This is a genomic window from Vibrio sp. 10N.261.55.F4 (genome assembly GCF_041470465.1).
Taxonomy (GTDB): Bacteria; Pseudomonadota; Gammaproteobacteria; order Enterobacterales; family Vibrionaceae; genus Vibrio; species Vibrio crassostreae_C.
Genome location: NZ_JBFRMM010000024.1, coordinates 60,342 through 80,299 on the forward strand (window position 1 = coordinate 60,342; position 19,958 = coordinate 80,299).

17 protein-coding genes are annotated in these 19,958 nt (G+C 44.9%); 7 read left to right on the forward strand and 10 right to left on the reverse strand.

Annotated features, from left to right (window positions below; translation table 11 throughout):
• Positions 1 to 19: 19 nt before the first annotated feature.
• The 8 genes from yacG to nadC form a co-directional block, all read right to left on the reverse strand.
• The gene (gene yacG / locus AB4249_RS13155; protein ID WP_004735515.1) at positions 20 to 217 is read right to left on the reverse strand and encodes a DNA gyrase inhibitor YacG; all 198 of its coding nucleotides are present in this window, start codon (positions 215 to 217) and stop codon (positions 20 to 22) included.
• 81 nt (positions 218 to 298) lie between these two features.
• Positions 299 to 1,039, reverse strand: a complete 741-nt coding sequence (gene zapD, locus AB4249_RS13160) for a cell division protein ZapD (RefSeq protein ID WP_017063237.1) — start codon at positions 1,037 to 1,039, stop codon at positions 299 to 301.
• A 26-nt stretch (positions 1,040 to 1,065) separates the two neighbouring features.
• Complete coding sequence (gene coaE, locus AB4249_RS13165; RefSeq protein ID WP_017068874.1) at positions 1,066 to 1,680, reverse strand: dephospho-CoA kinase; 615 nt, start codon at positions 1,678 to 1,680, stop codon at positions 1,066 to 1,068.
• 2 nt (positions 1,681 to 1,682) lie between these two features.
• Positions 1,683 to 2,552, reverse strand: a complete 870-nt coding sequence (locus AB4249_RS13170) for an A24 family peptidase (RefSeq protein WP_017058945.1) — start codon at positions 2,550 to 2,552, stop codon at positions 1,683 to 1,685.
• A gap of 66 nt (positions 2,553 to 2,618) precedes the next feature.
• On the reverse strand, positions 2,619 to 3,848 hold the full coding sequence (locus tag AB4249_RS13175) for a type II secretion system F family protein (protein WP_372103528.1): 1,230 nt from the start codon (positions 3,846 to 3,848) through the stop codon (positions 2,619 to 2,621).
• A 15-nt stretch (positions 3,849 to 3,863) separates the two neighbouring features.
• Positions 3,864 to 5,549, reverse strand: a complete 1,686-nt coding sequence (gene pilB / locus AB4249_RS13180) for a type IV-A pilus assembly ATPase PilB (RefSeq protein WP_372103636.1) — start codon at positions 5,547 to 5,549, stop codon at positions 3,864 to 3,866.
• Entirely contained in the window at positions 5,549 to 6,022 is a 474-nt protein-coding gene (locus tag AB4249_RS13185; RefSeq protein ID WP_372103531.1) for a prepilin-type N-terminal cleavage/methylation domain-containing protein, read from the reverse strand. Before AB4249_RS13185 ends, pilB begins: the two co-directional genes overlap by 1 nt.
• Before the next feature lie 252 nt (positions 6,023 to 6,274).
• On the reverse strand, positions 6,275 to 7,165 hold the full coding sequence (nadC, locus tag AB4249_RS13190) for a carboxylating nicotinate-nucleotide diphosphorylase (RefSeq protein ID WP_017065901.1): 891 nt from the start codon (positions 7,163 to 7,165) through the stop codon (positions 6,275 to 6,277).
• Positions 7,166 to 7,248: 83 nt separating this feature from the next.
• On the opposite strand from nadC, the gene ampD reads away from it, so the two are divergent.
• The 5 genes from ampD (at position 7,249) to lpdA (ending at position 15,435) form a co-directional block, all read left to right on the forward strand.
• A complete protein-coding gene (ampD, locus tag AB4249_RS13195) occupies positions 7,249 to 7,848 on the forward strand; it encodes a 1,6-anhydro-N-acetylmuramyl-L-alanine amidase AmpD (RefSeq protein WP_372103534.1) in 600 nt (199 codons plus the stop codon).
• A 483-nt stretch (positions 7,849 to 8,331) separates the two neighbouring features.
• Positions 8,332 to 9,093, forward strand: coding sequence for a pyruvate dehydrogenase complex transcriptional repressor PdhR (pdhR, locus tag AB4249_RS13200; protein WP_136973772.1), 762 nt, complete (start codon positions 8,332 to 8,334; stop codon positions 9,091 to 9,093).
• Positions 9,094 to 9,155: 62 nt separating this feature from the next.
• The gene (aceE, locus tag AB4249_RS13205; RefSeq protein WP_372103537.1) at positions 9,156 to 11,819 is read left to right on the forward strand and encodes a pyruvate dehydrogenase (acetyl-transferring), homodimeric type; all 2,664 of its coding nucleotides are present in this window, start codon (positions 9,156 to 9,158) and stop codon (positions 11,817 to 11,819) included.
• A gap of 26 nt (positions 11,820 to 11,845) precedes the next feature.
• Positions 11,846 to 13,762: a pyruvate dehydrogenase complex dihydrolipoyllysine-residue acetyltransferase gene (gene aceF, locus AB4249_RS13210; RefSeq protein ID WP_372103539.1), complete on the forward strand. Its 1,917-nt coding sequence runs from the start codon at positions 11,846 to 11,848 to the stop codon at positions 13,760 to 13,762.
• A 242-nt stretch (positions 13,763 to 14,004) separates the two neighbouring features.
• Positions 14,005 to 15,435: a dihydrolipoyl dehydrogenase gene (gene lpdA / locus AB4249_RS13215; RefSeq protein ID WP_017059440.1), complete on the forward strand. Its 1,431-nt coding sequence runs from the start codon at positions 14,005 to 14,007 to the stop codon at positions 15,433 to 15,435.
• 205 nt (positions 15,436 to 15,640) lie between these two features.
• Here lpdA and AB4249_RS13220 read toward each other — a convergent pair whose 3' ends face one another.
• Positions 15,641 to 16,246, reverse strand: coding sequence for a LuxR/HapR/OpaR family quorum-sensing transcriptional regulator (locus AB4249_RS13220; protein ID WP_372103542.1), 606 nt, complete (start codon positions 16,244 to 16,246; stop codon positions 15,641 to 15,643).
• Between the two features lie 337 nt (positions 16,247 to 16,583).
• Between AB4249_RS13220 and hpt the strand changes: the two genes are divergently transcribed.
• Positions 16,584 to 17,114 carry a hypoxanthine phosphoribosyltransferase gene (gene hpt / locus AB4249_RS13225; protein WP_102319889.1) on the forward strand — a complete coding sequence of 177 codons (531 nt, stop codon included), beginning with the start codon at positions 16,584 to 16,586 and terminating at the stop codon, positions 17,112 to 17,114.
• 74 nt (positions 17,115 to 17,188) lie between these two features.
• Here the strand turns inward: hpt and can are convergent, their stop codons facing one another.
• Complete coding sequence (can, locus tag AB4249_RS13230; protein ID WP_017059437.1) at positions 17,189 to 17,857, reverse strand: carbonate dehydratase; 669 nt, start codon at positions 17,855 to 17,857, stop codon at positions 17,189 to 17,191.
• A 286-nt stretch (positions 17,858 to 18,143) separates the two neighbouring features.
• Between can and AB4249_RS13235 the strand changes: the two genes are divergently transcribed.
• The gene (locus AB4249_RS13235; protein ID WP_372103638.1) at positions 18,144 to 19,775 is read left to right on the forward strand and encodes a SulP family inorganic anion transporter; all 1,632 of its coding nucleotides are present in this window, start codon (positions 18,144 to 18,146) and stop codon (positions 19,773 to 19,775) included.
• The last annotated feature ends 183 nt before the right edge of the window (positions 19,776 to 19,958 follow it).

Genomic DNA, 19,958 nt, shown 5'->3' on the forward strand with positions numbered 1-19,958 from the left:
CTCGCTACTCGCTACTCGCTTAGTGCGGATCTTCCGACCAACCATCGCTATCTGACATATCTGGTGCGCCAGCGATGCTGTTCTCTTCGTCTGCCCATTCACCGAAATCAATCATCTGACATTGCTTGCTGCAAAACGGGCGGTGCGGGCTTTGTTCGCCCCATTCAACGTCAGCATTACATTGAGGGCATTTAACGATGGTGATTTTCTTCGACATAGTGATTCTTAATTTGAAGGTGTAATAATAGTGAGTTTAGGCTCGAGTGAGGACTCAAGCCAAACTATAAAAGGAAATTAATTAGGTGCAGATTGCCAATTCAAATTCGATGTCTTGAGTACAGGCTTGCCCAGTTTCAAAGCTCATGAACTTAACAGCAAAGCGGTTCTTGTGACCGGAGATCATCGGGTAGGCACCGTATTGCATCGGAATAGAAAGACGAAGGATATTCGCTTCATCGGCATCGCTCTGGAAGAAGCCAGCACGAGCGATTTGCTCTTTGAAGTGACCCGTCTCTCTGGTGAGCTTCAACCACAGTGTTAGCGCTTCATACAGAGGCTGTAAGCTGTCCATCCAAGCTTTAGCATCTCGCATTCTCTTATCAAGAGGAAGGTGCAGCCAATAATGCAGTGCCGGTAAATCAAAGCAGCATGAGCCACCTGGAAGATTAAAGCGCTGGCGAATCGCACTCAGGAAGCGGTCTTCTTTAAGTGATTGGCCAAAACGTTCTGCCTGCATCAGATCACGATAGATGTTACCAATGTCATTAAGTAGTGATGTCAGCATCTCTTGATCGACACCTTCAACATCCAACCAGCTTTTGTAGGTTACACGTTGCTTCTCAATATCTTTTGCGAGTTCGCTCTTGAGTTGGATCTGTTCGAAGATTTCAATCAGATCAAAGATGGAACGGAAAAAGAGTTGATACTGTTGAGCATCGGAAAATGTAGAAGACAAGTGTAGCTGCCTCAAGAGCGATTCAACTCTTAAGTAGATTCTTGTTTTCTCATTTAGAGGATGTTCAAATTTATGGGTGATCATCAAGCAAACCTTCATTCAACATAGTTCTATTCTGACCCATCTACTGTACTGATTGCCAGATACTTTTGATGTAAATCTGTGATTTGAGGCAAAAGTTCTTGGTTTTTAGTATGGTTTTTAATCACGTCATCTGCAACCGCTAAGCGCTGTTCTCTTGAAGCTTGTGATTTTAAAATTGCGGCAACCTGTTCCTTCGAAACATTGTCACGACTCATTGTGCGTTCTATTTGCACTTCTGTAGGCACATCAACGATTAAAACGCGATCGGCCATGCCTTGCATTTGGTTTTCAACCAATAGCGGTGCGACTAATAAAGCATAAGGGGATGTGACTTTAGACAGGTCACTGTCAATTTTGTCGCGGATCATGGGATGAAGAAGATCATTGAGCCACTGCTTTTCTTTAGGATCTGAGAAGATCAGCTCACGCAGCCTACTTCGGTTGAGTGTTCCATCGTCAAGCAAGATAGACTCACCAAAGTGTTCTGTAATCTGTTTTAAGCCGACACTGCCCAGCGCAACCACTTCACGTGCCACGATATCAGCATCAACAATATCTATATTAAAATGCTCATTGAACAGGTTAGCGACCGTAGTTTTGCCACTGGCGATACCACCGCTTAATCCGATAATGATTGCCATGGTTAAATTCCTAGTACAGAAGTGAAATACCAACCCATGATGTCGTTACCCCACATCAAGCTTACCCAACCCGCAATCGCAAGGTAGGGCCCAAATGGAAAGGCTTTATCTATGCCTTGCTGTTTCAAGCGAAGTTGAATCAAACCAAACACAAGGCCAACAAGCGAAGATAAAAGGATGATCATCGGTAGGTGCTGCCAACCAAGCCATGCGCCAAGCGCAGCCAGGAGTTTGAAGTCACCGTAACCCATGCCTTCTTTGCCTGTCAGTAGTTTGAACAACCAATAAACAGACCACAGAGCCAGGTAGCCAGCCATTGCGCCAACCACAGAATCTTGCAGCGATACTGGGCTGATATTAAACAATGCTAAAGCGATACCGGACCATACTAAAGGCAAGGTGATTTGATCGGGTAACAGCATGGTATCGAGATCGATAAAGGTCGCGGTAATCAGTGCGAAGGTGAAAAAAATCAAAGCAATGGCGTAGTAACTGAAACCAAAGTGGCTAGCAACCATTGTGCAAAGTATTGCGGTAAGCAGTTCGACCAAAGGGTAGCGAGCACTGATTGGATTAGCACAGCTATGGCACTTACCCTTTAAGAACAACCAGCTTAAGACTGGGATATTGTCGACGATTCTTAATTGGGTTTTGCACTTCGGGCAGGTAGAGCGAGGAATGCTGAGGTTGAACTTTCCCTCTGGCGCTGGAATTTTATATTGAGAGAAATATTCCGAGCACTCTTGTTGCCATTCACGTTCCATCATAATTGGCAAACGGTGTATGACTACGTTGAGGAAGCTGCCGATAAGAAGGCTAAAAATGAAAGCTAATACGGGGAATAGCCAAGGATAGTAGTGAAATACTTCCATAGTGTCCTTTACCACTTAATCAAGGTGAGCAGAGATTGTTGCTCATGGGTGTTTAGTTGCTTTTAACTATCCTAACACACTCATAAGATTAAAGATCGGTAAGTACATCGCAACCACAAGCCCGCCAACAACTGTCCCTAAAAATACGATGATCAGTGGCTCTAGAATCTTGCCTAAATTGTCGACGGTGTTGTCGACTTCAAACTCGTAAATGGAGGCTACTTTATTGAGCATATCATCAAGGTTTCCTGACTCTTCACCGATCATCACCATCTGTAACACCATTTCAGGAAAGGCGTTGGTATTGCGCATTGCAATGTACATCGGCATGCCTGAGGCAGTCTCACGGTGAACCTCAATGATGGCCGATTCATAATGCAGGTTGCCTGCGGTTTTAGCTGTGGTTTTAAGGCTGGTTAAGATGGGAATTCCAGAACTGAAACTGGTTGAAAGTGTTCGGCTGAACTTTGCAATCGATGCCTTGGTGATGACAGCACCCAAGATAGGAAAGCGTAAGCCAAGGCGACTGGTTGAAAGTCGAATCGAGTATGATCGCTGACGCAGGTGCTGAAAAGACAGAATTAATAAACCAATACCTATGGCACTATAGAAACTATAAGCCTGCATCCAATGGGATAGATAAAGCACTTGCTGGGTGAACCAAGGTAAGTCTGCTCCGAAACCAGAAAACATCGATTCAAATTCAGGGATGACCATGGTCAGCATTAAGTAGGAAACGGTAAGTGCAACGGTGACCACCATCGCGGGGTAGATGAGTGCTTTGACGACTTTGGACTTTAACTGCTCGCTCTTTTCTCTATAGGTCGCCAAACGTTCGAACACTTGTGCTAGGTTACCGGAGAGCTCGCCTGTGGCGACCAAATCAGTGTATAGGTCATCAAAGTGGCGGCTTGCAGTTCGCATCGCTTTTGAGATTGGCGTTCCGGCTTCTACACCTTTGCAGATATGCGATAGAATCGATTTCATTTCTGCTTTGCGGTGATTGTCTGACACTAGCTTGATGGCTTGCACGATCGGCACACCAGTTGCCAACATGGTAGCCAGTTGCCGAGTTAAAATAGTGATGTCTTTGGCTTTGACTCTATGGGTTAAACGAGTGACGGCTGAAATACTCTTCTTTTTGATTTTCTTAATCTGAATATGCTGTTCTTTGAGCTTTTCTCGTACTTCCAACTCGGTGAGCGCTAAGGTCTGCCCAGACACTTTTTTGCCTGAGCTGTTAATGCCTTTCCAGTGATAGCTTTTTAATTGTGATTGTTTGGACTTGCTACTCATTGATGCTCCATTGGTTTATATGTACAGAACACGTTGCAGTTCTTGATAGCTGGTGGTGCCTTCAAGCAACTTATCTAACCCTGACTCTTGCAGAGTTCTCATGCCTTCTCGACGAGCCAAGTTTTCAATGGCTAACGCGTTAGGTTTGTCGATTAGGCTGCTTTTCAGTTGATCGCTAAACGGCATCACTTCATAGATACCCACTCGACCTGAGTAACCTTGGTTACATTCATTACAGCCTTGAGAGTTGGCTTTGTAGATGGTTTGGCTGTTTGGGATAGAGTGGCGCAGATAAATGTCTGGTGAGTCGTCTGCGGTTTTACAGTGGTTACACAAGCGTCTCGCAAGACGCTGAGCAATAATCAAGCTCAAAGACGAAGCAAGGTTGAAGGGCTCGATTCCCATATGAGCAAGCCGGGTCACGGTTTCTGCGGCTGAGTTAGTGTGCAGTGTTGAAAGTACTAAATGCCCGGTTTGGGAGGCTTTGATCGCGATTTCGGCGGTTTCTAAATCTCGGATTTCTCCAACCATCACGATGTCTGGGTCTTGTCGTAAAAACGATCGTAGTGCCTCGGCGAAACCAAAGCCAATCTTAGGCGTCACCTGTACCTGATTGATACCACACAGGTTAATCTCTACAGGGTCTTCAGCTGTTGAGATGTTGCGTTCAGAGGTGTTGAGTACTCGAAGTCCAGTATAAAGAGAAACCGTTTTACCGCTGCCGGTTGGCCCGGTCATTAAGATCATCCCTTGCGGGCGCTTTAGTGCATTGAGGTAGAGGGCTTTTTGAGCCTCGCTGTAACCGAGCTTGTCGATATCGAGATTGGCCGCACTGCTATCAAGCAATCGCAGTACGATCTTCTCGCCCCATAATGTAGGCAGCGTTGATACGCGCATATCAATTGCCAGTTCGTCATTTAAACGCAGTTTGATACGGCCATCTTGAGGTAAGCGACGTTCGGCAATATCGAGTTTAGCGAGGATCTTTAAGCGAGCTGACAGACGACGGCTTAAATGAGAGGCGGGCTGTTGGATTTCAACCAATATGCCATCACAACGCAGGCGCACACGGAAGTGTTCGTCATAAGGTTCGAAGTGGATGTCCGATGCGCCTTTACGTACCGCATCAACCAAGATCTGATTGATAAAGCGACTGACAGGGGAGTCATCTTGGCTGAGATCTTCAATCGGCGTTATTTCGTCGTCAGATACCTTCACGAGGTTAGCTAACTCATCTTGGGTGATCTCTTTACGCTTAGAATCTTGCCCGGAAATAGAGCGGCCATACAGCTTGCGTATCGCACCTTCTAATTCAGAGTAATTAGCAACAACCAATTCAATCTGTAATCCGGTTGCGAATCGAAAGTCATCTTCAGCCTGTAAGTCGGTCGGATCAGCCGAGGCGAGTGTGAGAGTTGAGCTAGAAACTGAAATTGGAATAGCACGATACTTAGTAATCAGTTCACGAAGTCCTAATTGTTCACACAGGGATTCGTAGTCAGTATTGGCTAATCGTACTAACGGTAAGCCGAAGATGGTTTTAATGTTGTTTGCTAAGGAATCGCTGCTGAAGAAATTCAGAGCGAGTAAAGCTTCAGGTGTAGATATACCTGAAGCTTCCACATGTTCCGCAACAGCTTGTTCCTGAGTCAGGCTAAGTAAGCCAGCCTGACGGAGAACGGTTGGGAGGTTGGTTAACATTATGGGCAGTAGGTCTTTTGTTGATTGTTCAATGCTGCGTCTGTATAACACTTACTCTCCCACGTGATGCCATTTGTAGTATACGTTGCTGTCATTACGTAAGTTTCATTTGCAGCAATAGGCCCTTTGATTGCAGTCGCTTTGACTCTTACATCTACAGCTCCTGAACTGGTGCCTCCAATAGCTAATATGTTCATACTGTTAAGGTCAAATGCTGCGGGAATATTGTCGGTAGTACTTACACAATTTGTTTTAAATGTATCACCATCCGAAGCACTTTCATGTGCACATAATTCAACAGCCATTTTTACAGCAGCGGCTGCTTTCGGAAATTCGGATAGAGTCGCTTTTTTCGTGTAATCTTGATAAGCAGGAACAGCAAACGCCGATAAGATCCCAATAATCGCCACTACAATCATCAATTCAATCAGCGTAAAGCCTTTCTGATTTGTTCTTTTACTTTTGTTATTCATTGTTCTATTCCATTGTTTAGTTTATTTCAGTGCAGGCACTGGTTGATTGACAGAATAGAAGTCGGAATAGGGAAGTGGAATGAGATTCAGGTGTGGTCGCGAGTGGTTTTGTATTTATTAGTGTGGTGTTTCATATAGCGCGCAAATTTATGCGATCAGCTTAAATAACTGCTTGAAATACTGATAATTCAGGCAATAAAAAGGCACCGTTATCAACAGTGCCTTTACGGAAATTATTTATTATTCAGTCAATTACGCTTTGAATCTCATTGATAGGTCCATTGCTTTTAGGTGCTTAGTTAATGCGCCTACCGAGATGTAATCAACACCCGTTTCAGCGAACTCAGCAATGGTATCTAGAGTCACGTTGCCAGAGTTTTCTAGTGCTGCACGTCCTGCGTTGATTTTCACAGCTTCGCGCATCATGTCTGTGGTGAAGTTATCTAGCATGATGATGTCTGCGCCAGCGCTGATCGCTTGCTCTAGCTCTTCTAGGCTCTCAGTTTCCACTTCTACAGGCTTACCCGGGTTTAGCTCTTTTGCTGTAGAGATAGCCTTCTCAATGCCACCACAAGCGATGATGTGGTTTTCTTTGATTAGGTAAGCATCGAAAACCCCAATACGGTGGTTGAAACCGCCGCCACAAGCGACTGCGTATTTTAGTGCGCTGCGCAGGCCAGGAATCGTTTTACGAGTATCTAACAAGCGGCACTCTGTGTGTTTGATTTTGTCTGCATAGATAGCCGTAGTAGTCGCACAACCAGATAGCGTTTGAATGAAGTTCATTGCGTTGCGCTCACCCGTTAATAGCGCGCGTGCTGGACCTGTTAAGGTACAAAGTGTTTGGTTTGGTTCAACCTTGTCGCCATCTTCTACATTCCACTCGATAGTCACTTCACCGCCCAGTTGCTTAAACACTTCATCAGCCCAAGCTTTACCACAGAACACGCCGTGCTCACGGGTAATGATGGTTGCACTGTTGATTGCGTCTGCAGGGATTAGACTTGCCGTAATATCAGCCGCTGGATCTAACGTTCCACCTAGATCTTCTTTGATAGTCTCGGCTACTGCACGAGTGATCTCTAGAGGCAGTTGCTCTTTTAAGTAGTCAAGGCGTTGGTGGCTGTTATGTGTGTTTTTCATCGCAAATCTAATCTTGAAAGGGAGTGGGAATGGAATGATACTCTTGCTTAACTTCAAATTAAAGAGGCTAGCGCGACTGCTCTATGGGCAAGGTCACATCTTATTGTGCTAGCAGAAAAGAAAGTGAGACCAAGATGACGATCAGCTCCAACGGATGGTACGACTACGCTCGGCATGTTCCTTCTCCGTATTTTGATGCTCGACCGAGTGCCGACGATATCTCTCTGCTGGTGGTTCACAACATTAGCTTGCCTCCGGGTCAATTTGGTGGACCTTACATAGAACTGTTTTTTACGGGCAAACTCGACCCGAAGGAACACCCGTTTTTTAAGGTGATTCACCAAATGGGCGTGTCGGCGCACTGTTTGATTCGTCGCGATGGGGAAGTGGTGCAGTTCGTTTCTTTCTTAGACCGAGCTTGGCATGCTGGCCAGTCGAGTTTTGCAGGGCGTGAAAGGTGCAATGATTACTCTATTGGCATTGAACTGGAAGGCAGTGACTTTGTTGCTTATACCGAGCAGCAATACCAATCTTTGGCTCAATTAACGGAGACATTGGTGTCGAACTTCCCGCAGATTACGCGTCAGCGTATCACTGGCCATCAATACATCGCTCCGCTACGAAAGACTGACCCCGGTTTGGTTTTTGATTGGAAGAAATATCAAGGCCAACTGAGTTTCTAAATCCGAATTCACAACAAGACTCTGCTCATTGAAGGGCTCTAGATAATCAACGATGAGCATAATTGTTTGTGAATTTTTGTTGTGCTTTTGTAAAGGAAGTGGTCGGACGGGGAGCATCAATAAATCGAGAGTGTGACGAGCTTATCAAACACTCATTTATTAAAACTTATGAACAGAATTTCCACCCTAAATGTGCGCTTGGTTCGATTTTTAAACGAGTGATACTAATCTTTCTGAAACAATTCATTTTTATCCTGAAACTTTCTAGCACGAACACTCCCCAAAAGTATTACCCCTGTAAATGGTAAGACCAATTTGGTTGCTGTTTTAAATTTCATTTGTTAAATCATGGTTAATTCACGCTGTATTCTATGATGCAGGTCAATTTTAGGCTGGACAGTGGCGTTTTAATTATGTTAATTTCTGCCCAACTTAAAATTGGTATTACCAATTGTCAGCGAAGAAAAAGAAGAACAACAAACTATGGCTTATCAAAGGATTCGTCAGCCAAAACTCTCCGATGTTATCGAACAAGAGTTAGAAAGGTTGATAGTGGAAGGAACACTGGCTCCAGGGCAGCAGCTGCCGCCTGAGCGCGAACTGGCGAAACAGTTCGATGTGTCTCGTCCTTCGATCCGAGAAGCGATACAACGTTTAGAAGCAAAACGCTTGCTTACTCGCCGTCAAGGTGGAGGTACGTTTGTTAGCGAAAATATCTGGAAAAGCTTTTCAGATCCTTTGCTTAATTTGTTGTCGTCCCATTCTGAAACCCAACTAGACTTGTTGGAATCGCGTCATGCGATGGAAGGGATTTCGGCTTACTTCGCGGCATTGCGTGGCACTGATGAAGACTTTGCTCGAATTCAAGCCTGCCAAGAAAAAATTCACGGCGCGCAAGAAAAGGGTGATATTGAAGCCGAATCTGCAGCGGTGATGGCTTTTCTTATTGCTTTAACAGAGGCAGCGCACAATGTGGTGTTATTGCACATTGTTCGTAGCTTGGCTCCGTTACTCGAACAAAACGTCTTAGAGAATTTAAAGCTGTTGCATCGTCGTAAAGACGTTGTGGAGAAAGTGAGTATACATCGAGCTAACATTGTGGATGCGATCGTTTCAGGACAGCCAGAACAGGCACGTGAAATGTCACACTCTCATTTAGCTTACATCGAAGAAACATTGATGGATTTGACCAAAGAAGAGTCGCGCCGCGAACGTTCTTTACGTCGAATTCAACAGGGTAAATAGCCGTAATACTTCGGCTATTTACGTGTTTAGTAGAATCCAACTAACAAAAAGGATAGATCGCCATGTCTGACATGAAGCATGACGTTGATGCTCTGGAAACTCAAGATTGGTTAGAAGCTCTTGAGTCAGTAGTACGTGAAGAAGGTGTAGAACGTGCACAGTTTTTACTAGAACAAGTTCTAGATAAAGCGCGTTTAGATGGTGTTGATATGGCTACAGGCATCAACACAAACTACATCAACACAATTCCAGCAGCACAAGAGCCAGCTTACCCTGGTGACGTAACTCTTGAGCGTCGTATTCGTTCGATTATTCGCTGGAACGCAATCATGATTGTATTGCGTGCTTCTAAGAAAGACCTAGACCTTGGTGGTCACATGGCTTCTTACCAGTCAGCTGCAGCGTTCTACGAAGTATGTTTCAACCACTTCTTCCGTGCTCCAAATGAGACGGACGGTGGCGATCTAGTTTACTACCAAGGTCACATCTCTCCAGGTATCTACTCTCGTGCATTCGTTGAAGGTCGTCTAACTGAAGAACAGCTAGATAACTTCCGTCAAGAAGTTGATGGTAAAGGTATCCCTTCTTACCCGCACCCGAAACTGATGCCTGAGTTCTGGCAGTTCCCGACAGTATCTATGGGTCTTGGCCCTATCTCTGCTATCTACCAAGCGCGCTTCCTTAAGTACCTTGACGGCCGTGGCCTGAAAGAAACTTCAGCGCAACGCGTATACGCGTTCCTAGGTGACGGTGAGATGGATGAGCCAGAATCACGTGGTGCTATCTCTTTCGCTGCGCGTGAGAAGCTAGACAACCTATGTTTCCTAATCAACTGTAACCTACAGCGTCTAGACGGCCCTGTAATGGGTAACGGTAGCATCATCCAAGAACTTGAAGGCCTATTCAAAGGTGCAGGTTGGAACGTTGTTAAAGTTATCTGGGGTAGCAACTGGGATTCTCTACTAGCTAAAGACACTACTGGTAAGCTTCTTCAACTAATGAACGAAACTATCGATGGTGACTACCAAACATTCAAATCTAAAGATGGCGCATACGTACGTGAGCACTTCTTTGGTAAGTACCCAGAAACAGCTGCACTAGTTGCAGACATGACTGATGACGAAATCTTCGCTCTTAAGCGTGGTGGTCACGATTCTTCTAAACTGTTTGCTGCATTCAACAATGCTAAAGAGACAAACGGTAAGCCAACTGTAATCCTAGCTAAGACTGTTAAAGGTTACGGCATGGGTGATGCAGCTGAAGGTAAGAACATTGCACACGGTGTTAAGAAAATGGACATGACTCATGTTCAACACCTACGTGATCGCCTAGGCCTAGAAGACATCCTTTCAGATGAGAAGATCGCTGAACTTCCTTACCTGAAATTGGAAGAAGGTACGCCTGAGTACGAATACATGCACGCTCGTCGTAACTCTCTACACGGTTACACACCAGCACGTCTTCCTAAGTTTACTCAAGAGTTCAAGGTTCCTGAGCTAGACGCATTCGCACCTCTACTAGGTGAACAGAAGCGTGATATCTCTACAACTATGGCTTATGTACGTACGCTAAACATCCTTCTTAAAGATAAGAACATTGGTAAGAACATCGTTCCTATCATCTGTGATGAAGCTCGTACATTCGGTATGGAAGGTCTATTCCGTCAGGTTGGTATCTACAACCCACACGGTCAAGAATACACACCTGAAGATAAAGGCATCGTTTCTTACTACAAAGAAGCAACGTCTGGTCAAGTTCTTCAAGAAGGTATCAACGAACTAGGTTCTATGGCTTCATGGGTTGCTGCTGCAACTTCATACAGCACAAACGATCTACCGATGATCCCGTTCTACATCTACTACTCAATGTTCGGTTTCCAACGTATTGGTGACATGGCATGGCTAGCAGGCGACCAACAAGCTCGTGGCTTCCTACTAGGTGCTACTGCAGGTCGTACAACACTGAACGGTGAAGGTCTACAGCACGAAGATGGTCACTCGCACATTCAAGCGAACACTATCCCGAACTGTATCTCTTATGACCCAACGTTTGCTTACGAGCTAGCGGTAATCATGCAAGACGGTATCCGTCGCATGTACGGACCTGAGCAAGAGAACGTTTACTACTACCTAACAGTAATGAACGAGAACTACGCAATGCCAGCAATGCCAGAAGGCGCTGAAGAAGGCATCCGTAAAGGTATCTACAAGCTTGAATCTCACGCTGGTGCTAAGGGCAAAGTTCAACTAATGAGCTCTGGTACTATCATGAACGAAGCGCGTAAAGCTGCTGAAATTCTAAGCGAAGAGTACGGCGTAGCATCTGACGTATTCTCTGTAACGTCGTTCAACGAACTAACTCGTGACGGCCAAGCGATAGAGCGTGACAACATGCTTCACCCAGAAGCTGAAGAGAAAGTACCGTACATCACGACTGTTCTTGGTAAAGAACCTGCAATCGCAGTGACTGACTACATGAAGAACTACGCTGAGCAAGTACGTGCGTACATGCCAACTGAGTCTTACAAAGTACTTGGTACAGATGGTTTCGGCCGCTCTGACAGCCGTGCAAACCTACGTCGTCACTTCGAAGTTAACGCTGGCTACATCGTAGTTGCAGCTCTAACTGAACTGGCTAAACGTGGTGACATCGAGAAATCTGTAGTTGTTGAAGCAATTGCTAAATTCGATATCGACACTGAAAAAACTAACCCGCAATACGCATAAGACTGGCATTAAGGTAGGTAAATACAATGACAATCGAAATTAATGTACCAGACATCGGTGCTGACGAGGTTGAAGTAACTGAGATTCTTGTAAACGTTGGCGACAAGGTTGAAGAAGAGCAGTCACTGATCACTGTTGAAGGCGACAAAGCTTCAATGGAAGTTCCTGCGTCTCAAGCGGGTATCGTTAAAGAAATCAAAGTAGCGGAAGGCGATTCTGTTTCTACTGGTTCTCTTATCATGATCTTCGAAGCTGAAGGTGCTGCAGCAGCACCGGCTGCTCCAGCAGTTGAAGCGGCGGCACCAGTTGCAGCTGCTCCTGCAGCGGCAGCTGAGCTTAAAGAAGTTCACGTTCCTGACATCGGCGGTGATGAAGTTGAAGTAACTGAAATCATGGTTGCTATCGGTGACGCAGTAGAAGAAGAGCAATCTCTTCTTACTGTTGAAGGTGACAAGGCTTCAATGGAAGTTCCTGCACCATTCGCTGGTATCGTTAAAGAAATCAAGATCGCTTCTGGTGACTCAGTATCGACTGGTTCTCTAGTAATGATTTTCTCTGTAGAAACAGGTGAAGTAGCGGGCTCTGGCGCTCCAGTTGCAGCAGCTCCTGCTCCAGCGGCGGCACCAGTTGCAGCGGCTCCAGCAGCATCAGCTGAAAAAGAAGTAAACGTTCCTGATATCGGTGGCGACGAAGTAGAAGTTACTGAAATCATGGTAGCGGTTGGCGATACAGTAGAAGAAGAGCAATCTCTAATTACTGTTGAAGGCGACAAAGCTTCAATGGAAGTGCCTGCGCCATTCGCTGGTACAGTAAAAGAAATCAAGATTGCAGCTGGCGACAAAGTGTCAACTGGCTCTCTAATCATGACTTTCGTCGTGGCCGGCACTCCGGTTGAAGGCGCAGCTCCAGTAGCAGCTTCAGCTCCAGCACAAGCAGCAGCTCCGGCAGCAGCACCTGCTCCTAAAGCAGAAGCAGTAGCTCCAGCAGCTGGCGACTTCCAAGAGAACGGTGACTACGCACACGCTTCTCCAGTAGTTCGTCGTCTAGCTCGCGAATTTGGCGTTAACCTTTCTAAGGTTAAAGGTACTGGTCGTAAGAGCCGTATCCTTAAAGAAGACGTTCAGTCTTACGTTAAAGATGCACTTAAGCGTCTTGAGTCTGGTGCAGCTGCATCTGGCAAAGGCGGCGACGGTTCTGCTCTTGGTCTACTACCATGGCCAAAAGTTGACTTCAGCAAGTTCGGTGAAACTGAAGTTCAGAAGCTTTCTAAGATTAAGAAGATCTCTGGCGCTAACCTGCACCGTAACTGGGTAATGATCCCTCACGTTACACAGTGGGATAACGCAGACATCACTGAGCTAGAAGCATTCCGTAAAGAACAGAACGCAATCGAAGCGAAGAAAGACACTGGCATGAAGATCACTCCACTTGTGTTCATCATGAAAGCTGTTGCTAAAGCGCTAGAAGCATTCCCAGCGTTTAACTCTTCTCTTTCTGAAGATGGCGAAAGCATCATTCTTAAGAAGTACGTAAACGTGGGTATCGCTGTTGATACACCAAACGGTCTAGTTGTTCCTGTTTTCAAAGACGTGAACAAGAAAGGCATTTACGAGCTATCTGAAGAGCTAATGGCTGTTTCTAAGAAAGCACGTTCTGGTAAGCTAACAGCGGCAGACATGCAAGGCGGTTGTTTCACAATCTCTAGCCTTGGTGGTATTGGCGGTACTGCATTTACTCCAATCGTAAATGCTCCAGAAGTAGGTATCCTAGGTGTATCTAAGTCTGAAATTAAGCCAGTTTGGAATGGTAAAGAGTTCCAACCACGTCTACAGCTTCCACTGTCTCTATCATACGATCACCGTGTGATCGATGGTGCTGAAGGTGCACGCTTCATTACTTTCCTAAACAGCGCACTATCTGACATTCGTCGTCTAGTACTGTAATTGAGAAAGTAATTATTAAGGTGACTTTCGGGTCACCTTAATTCTTTATATAAAGACTATTTTTAGAGAACAGTTTCCTGCATTTCTCATAATCTGATAGGGAATTGTTGTCTAGCTCACAGGCTAACTTAAAGCTACTTTCACACTGTTAACATCTCTGTAAAATGTTTCCTGTTTGAAAGCCCAATAATTTTAAGAACATCTACTCAGCCTGTTAGGGATAATGACTACAAGAGGTCACAATGAGCAAAGAAATTAAAGCCCAAGTTGTTGTACTTGGTTCAGGTCCTGCTGGTTACTCAGCGGCATTCCGTTGTGCGGATTTAGGTCTAGAAACAGTACTAGTTGAACGTTACAGCACTCTTGGTGGTGTATGTCTAAACGTTGGTTGTATTCCATCAAAAGCACTTCTTCACGTTTCTAAAGTAATTGAAGAAGCTAAAGCGATGGCAGAGCACGGCGTTGTATTCGGCGAGCCACAAACGGACATCAACAAGATCCGTATCTGGAAAGAAAAAGTAGTTGATCAACTAACTGGCGGTCTTGGCGGTATGGCTAAGATGCGTAACGTTACTGTTGTTAACGGTTTCGGTAAGTTCACTGGTCCTAACAGCATTCTTGTTGAAGGCGAAGGCGAAGCAACAACTGTTAACTTCGACAACGCAATCATTGCTGCGGGTTCTCGCCCAATCAAACTTCCTTTCATCCCACATGAAGACCCACGTATTTGGGATTCTACGGATGCACTAGAACTAAACGAAGTACCTGAAAAACTGCTTATCATGGGCGGCGGTATCATTGGTCTTGAGATGGGTACGGTTTACCACTCTCTAGGTTCTAAAGTTGAAGTTGTAGAGATGTTCGATCAAGTTATCCCTGCTGCGGATAAAGACATCGTTAAAGTTTTCACTAAGCGCATTAAGAACAAGTTCAAGCTAATGCTTGAAACTAAAGTGACTGCTGTTGAAGCGAAAGAAGACGGTATCTACGTTTCAATGGAAGGCAAAAAAGCACCAGCTGAAGCTGAGCGCTACGATGCTGTTCTTGTTGCTATCGGTCGTGTTCCAAACGGTGCACTTATCGACGCTGAAAAAGCGGGTATCGAAGTTGATGAGCGTGGCTTCATCAATGTTGATAAGCAAATGCGTACTAACGTTCCTCACATCCACGCGATCGGTGACGTTGTTGGTCAACCAATGCTTGCTCACAAAGGTGTGCATGAAGGTCACGTAGCTGCTGAAGTTATCTCTGGTAAGAAGCACTACTTCGACCCTAAAGTAATCCCATCAATTGCGTACACTGAGCCAGAAGTTGCTTGGGTAGGTAAGACTGAGAAAGAAGCGAAAGCTGAAGGCATCAATTACGAAGTTGCTACTTTCCCTTGGGCTGCTTCTGGTCGTGCAATCGCTTCTGACTGTGCAGACGGCGTGACTAAGATGATCTTCGATAAAGATACTCATCGCGTAATCGGTGGTGCTGTTGTTGGTACTAACGGTGGTGAACTTCTTGGCGAAATCGGCCTAGCAATCGAAATGGGTTGTGATGCAGAAGATATCGCTCTTACTATCCACGCTCACCCAACTCTACACGAGTCTGTTGGTCTAGCTGCGGAAGTATTCGAAGGTTCAATCACTGACCTTCCAAATAAGAAAGCAGTGAAAAAGAAAAAGTAATCCTTCTTTAGCCACTCGCTAATGTTTTTAAAAGCCGCTGATTCGTCAGCGGTTTTTTTATGTCTGAAGAAAAGAGCAGGAACGTTTCACTCCGAGATGCGAGTACGCTGCGCTTCGGGATGCGAAGAGACATTCCATTCTACAAAAAAGGGTTGGCCCATTAGGCCAACCCTTAAATTATTTACTCGAATCTCGAATCTCGAATCTACTTATAAATGCACAGCATGTTCAAATAGCTATCCGTTAAGCTTGAAAGCTCTTCTGGCGTTTCTACACGTTTCGCTTGGATGAATAGCGAGTAGCAAATGCCGTGGAATAGATTCGCTAGATGTTTAGGGTCGTGATCGTCACAGACGTCGCCGCGTTCAATCGCTTTGCTAAACATGTTTTGTACTAACATTTGGTTAGTGCGGTTGGTGGTTACGAATAGCGGCCATATTTCATCACGAGTCGAAGCGCTCCATTCGAACCATACATTTAACCAATGGCTATCTTGAGCCACTAACGTCACCATTTCAGTCGCAATATTATGTAGGTTTTGTTTTGCGTGAATATCCAGATCGATATTGTCTGAAAGGAAGTTAGAGAATTGGCGTACAACGTGATTTAGTACTTCATCAACCAGATCTTCACGGGTTGGGAAGTAGTTAAATACCGTTGCGACAGACACCTGAGCGATGTCTGCAATATCAGCGTGTCCACCACGACCGATGCCGCGGCGAGAGAATACCTCAAGAGCGATTTCCATCAATTGAAGTTTTCTTTTTAAAGGTGAAAGCCTAGTTCTAGGTCTCTTAGATATTGAGTCCATTTTATTTTCCTTGCCAACGAAATTTTTATATTAATGATTTTATTATTATTTAAGCTAAGATGAGTGTAATGGTGCATATGCGAATGGTCAATCCTTTCAGCTTGTTTTATAGACAGTTACATCAAACTTGATACATAAAGCGTGATCCACATTGATGTGAAAGGAGACGAGTATTGGATAAGGCACCAGCGCACATTTCGTGGAGAATCTGACAGTAAATTCGAACCATAAGGTGGTGTGGGTATTTGAGCAGTGCTAGACTTACGCACAAAATTGAGCGACACAACTGACGAAACTGTCAACATTCGTCGCAATCACCAAATAGAATGAGAGCAGTATGAAGCATACAGTTGAAGTCATGATCTCTGAGCAAGAAGTTCAGGATCGAGTGAACGAACTAGGCAAACAGATCACGGAACACTACCAAGGCAGTGAAGATCTGGTTTTAGTTGGCTTATTACGTGGATCGTTTGTCTTTATGGCGGATCTTGCTCGTGCTATCGATTTAACTCACCAAGTTGATTTCATGACTGCGTCTAGCTACGGCAACAGCATGGAAAGCTCACGTGATGTTCGTATTTTGAAAGACCTAGATGACGACATCCAAGGTAAAGACGTTCTACTTGTAGAGGATATTATCGATACAGGTAACACGCTGACTAAAGTAAAAGAGATTCTGAGCCTACGTGGTCCTAAGTCTATCGAAATTTGTACGCTATTAGACAAGCCTTCTCGCCGTGAAGTGACTGTCGATACAAAATGGATTGGTTTTGAGATCCCAGACGAGTTTGTTGTTGGTGTTGGTATCGACTACGCACAAAAATATCGTCACCTACCGTACATCGGTAAGGTAGTACCTCAAGAGTAATCATTACGCTTGTGGTTTAGAAGTCATTAAAAAGCCCGCTTGATGCGGGCTTTTTGTATATATGACGGAATGGGTTAGCTTTGTTGACTAAGAAGAGGCGTCGTTAAGATCTTGTTTAATGCATCTAAGTGACTGTTCTCTAAAGTATCGTTACTTGAGCAACGTACGCCAAGGTCCTGCAGCTTGCCATCGCCAATACCATAAACCACACCATGGATTTCAACGTCTTGGCCACGCTCCCACGCATTTTGCATAATGGTTGAGTTGCCTAGGTTATAAACCTGTTCTGCGACGTTAATTTCGCACAACTTGTCACCCCATTGCTCACGAGGAAGCCCCTCGATTTGCTTACGGTATTTTAGGTAATTGTCACGGATGTGCAGTAACCAGTTGTTGATAAGACCAAGTTTAGGGTTATCAATCGCCGCGTTAACACCGCCACAGCCATAGTGACCGCAGACAATGATGTGTTTAACTTTGAGTACATCGACGGCGTACTGTACCACTGAGAGGCAGTTTAGATCGGTATGAACCACTTGGTTTGCCACATTTCGGTGAACAAACAGTTCGCCAGAGTACAAACCAGTGAGACGCTCGGCCGGAACACGGCTATCTGAGCAGCCAATCCATAGAAAACCAGGGCTTTGACCCTCTTCAAGCGTTGTAAAATACTCAGGTCGTTGAGATCGAATTTCTTCTGACCATTTAGAGTTGTTTTCAAAAAGCTGTTTTATTTCTGGCATCTTGCTTCTTACATCCCTCAATTAAGATGCTTAACTATACACAATGTTACAAATTCAATCTCGTAAAAACTGCGTCAAAATGTACTCATCTGACGTGTTCTAGTACGGAAAATCATAAACTTAGCCCACTATCAATAATCCGGTTATAAGACATGAATAATGTGATTGAATTAACACTTTCTGAACACTTGATACATTTGCTAAAGTTATAAGGTTTGTCATTTCATCATCAGGAAGGTGTGTTTTGTTTGGAAGTCGTTTTACGGATATCAATCTCAAAGGGGATATGTTTGGCGGTGTAACTACAGCCATCATCTCGTTACCTTTAGCATTGGCATTTGGTGTTGCTTCTGGCGCGGGAGCTGAAGCTGGCTTGTGGGGCGCCATTATGGTTGGCCTATTTGCAGCATTGTTTGGCGGTTCGAGTAGTTTGATTTCTGAACCTACCGGCCCGATGACGGTGATCATGACTGCCGTAATGACGAGTATGGTTGCTAAATATCCTGAAACGGGTATGGCAATGACCTTTACTGTCGTGATGATGGCCGGTGCATTCCAGATATTACTTGGTACGTTAAAGCTAGGAAAATACGTCACTTTGATGCCATATAGCGTGATCTCCGGATTCATGTCGGGCATTGGCGTTATTCTGATTATCTTGCAGCTGTCTCCATTGTTAGGGCATGCCGCTCCATCCGGTGGTGTAATGGGCACGCTCTCTGCTTTACCTGATACGCTAGCAAACTTAAAAGTGAGTGAGCTATTTCTAGGTGCTCTGACACTCGGTATTCTTTTTGGCTTCCCCGCTAAGTATCGTAAGTATGTGCCTGCTCAACTGGTCGCGTTAGTGGCTGTAACGCTCTTGTCCGTCATGATTTTTGATACCGACTCTATTCGCCGTATTGGTGAAATCCCAGCTGGTTTACCTTCCCTCGTTATCCCTACGATCAGCGCTGAACAGTTTACTACTATGGTTATCGATGCCTTGGTGCTTGGTACATTAGGTTGTATTGATACGCTTTTGACCGCGGTTATCGGAGATTCATTGACTCGTAAAGAGCATGACTCAGACAAAGAGCTTCGTGGCCAAGGCATTGCCAATATGATCTCTGGCCTGTTTGGTGCACTACCTGGCGCGGGTGCCACTATGGGGACTGTAACCAATATTCAGGTGGGAGCGCGTTCTCCGCTTTCAGGTGTTATTCGAGCTTTAGTACTTGCGCTCGTGGTATTGGTTGCAGGTGGTTTAACAGAACCGATTCCTATGGCAGTGCTGGCTGGTATCGCGATGTATGTTGGTTTCAATATCCTAGATTGGAGCTTTATCCAGCGCGCGCACAAGGTTAGCTATGCCGGCATGGGCGTGATGTACGGCGTGATGCTATTGACTGTGTTTGTTGACTTGATTATTGCCGTTGGACTGGGTGTGTTTATCTCGAATATTCTGATTATTGAAAGATTAAGCCGAGAGCAAGCCAGACAAGTTAAGGCGATCAGTGATGGTGATGATGAAGACGATATGCCATTGACTGATAGCGAACGTCAGTTACTCGATAGTGCCAATGGTAAGGTGCTATTCTTCTACCTATCAGGGCCGATGATATTCAGCGTTTCAAAGGCGATTTCACGTCAGCACTCAAGTATCTCTGACTATGAAGCGATGATTCTAGACCTGACAGATGTACCTATGATTGATGTCACTGTTGGCCTAGCGCTAGAGAATGCGATTAAAGATGCATTGGATGCGCAGTGTGAGGTGTATCTGCTGTGTCCTAATGAGAATACTCGTCAACAACTAGAGAAGTTCCACGTGATTGACCTAGTACCTGAATCCAACACTTATCGATTCAGATATGAAGCCCTGACGGCAGCAACAAGCTATGTCGACAGAGATGAGCATCAATTTGAGTCAGTTTAATTTTTCAGTAATAAGCTGATATGAATAAGCCATAGACGCTCACTTCAAGACTGATCATTAATGCCGTTAAGTGAATCACTTAGCGGCATTTTTATATTTATTGAACGTTGATTTAGTCTTCACGTAGCCAAGACGCTTATTTGTTTTCGAAAGAAACTCTCACACGATATTTGTATTCATCGT

What these genes read in the sequence shown, in the direction of transcription:
- yacG (WP_004735515.1), bottom strand. Translation starts at nt 217, where the DNA reads ATGTCGAAGAAAATCACCATCGTTAAATGCCCTCAATGTAATGCTGAC.
- zapD (WP_017063237.1), bottom strand. Translation starts at nt 1,039, where the DNA reads ATGATCACCCATAAATTTGAACATCCTCTAAATGAGAAAACAAGAATC.
- coaE (WP_017068874.1), bottom strand. Translation starts at nt 1,680, where the DNA reads ATGGCAATCATTATCGGATTAAGCGGTGGTATCGCCAGTGGCAAAACT.
- AB4249_RS13170 (WP_017058945.1), bottom strand. Translation starts at nt 2,552, where the DNA reads ATGGAAGTATTTCACTACTATCCTTGGCTATTCCCCGTATTAGCTTTC.
- AB4249_RS13175 (WP_372103528.1), bottom strand. Translation starts at nt 3,848, where the DNA reads ATGAGTAGCAAGTCCAAACAATCACAATTAAAAAGCTATCACTGGAAA.
- pilB (WP_372103636.1), bottom strand. Translation starts at nt 5,549, where the DNA reads ATGTTAACCAACCTCCCAACCGTTCTCCGTCAGGCTGGCTTACTTAGC.
- AB4249_RS13185 (WP_372103531.1), bottom strand. Translation starts at nt 6,022, where the DNA reads ATGAATAACAAAAGTAAAAGAACAAATCAGAAAGGCTTTACGCTGATT.
- nadC (WP_017065901.1), bottom strand. Translation starts at nt 7,165, where the DNA reads ATGAAAAACACACATAACAGCCACCAACGCCTTGACTACTTAAAAGAG.
- ampD (WP_372103534.1), top strand. Translation starts at nt 7,249, where the DNA reads ATGGGCAAGGTCACATCTTATTGTGCTAGCAGAAAAGAAAGTGAGACC.
- pdhR (WP_136973772.1), top strand. Translation starts at nt 8,332, where the DNA reads ATGGCTTATCAAAGGATTCGTCAGCCAAAACTCTCCGATGTTATCGAA.
- aceE (WP_372103537.1), top strand. Translation starts at nt 9,156, where the DNA reads ATGTCTGACATGAAGCATGACGTTGATGCTCTGGAAACTCAAGATTGG.
- aceF (WP_372103539.1), top strand. Translation starts at nt 11,846, where the DNA reads ATGACAATCGAAATTAATGTACCAGACATCGGTGCTGACGAGGTTGAA.
- lpdA (WP_017059440.1), top strand. Translation starts at nt 14,005, where the DNA reads ATGAGCAAAGAAATTAAAGCCCAAGTTGTTGTACTTGGTTCAGGTCCT.
- AB4249_RS13220 (WP_372103542.1), bottom strand. Translation starts at nt 16,246, where the DNA reads ATGGACTCAATATCTAAGAGACCTAGAACTAGGCTTTCACCTTTAAAA.
- hpt (WP_102319889.1), top strand. Translation starts at nt 16,584, where the DNA reads ATGAAGCATACAGTTGAAGTCATGATCTCTGAGCAAGAAGTTCAGGAT.
- can (WP_017059437.1), bottom strand. Translation starts at nt 17,857, where the DNA reads ATGCCAGAAATAAAACAGCTTTTTGAAAACAACTCTAAATGGTCAGAA.
- AB4249_RS13235 (WP_372103638.1), top strand. Translation starts at nt 18,144, where the DNA reads ATGTTTGGCGGTGTAACTACAGCCATCATCTCGTTACCTTTAGCATTG.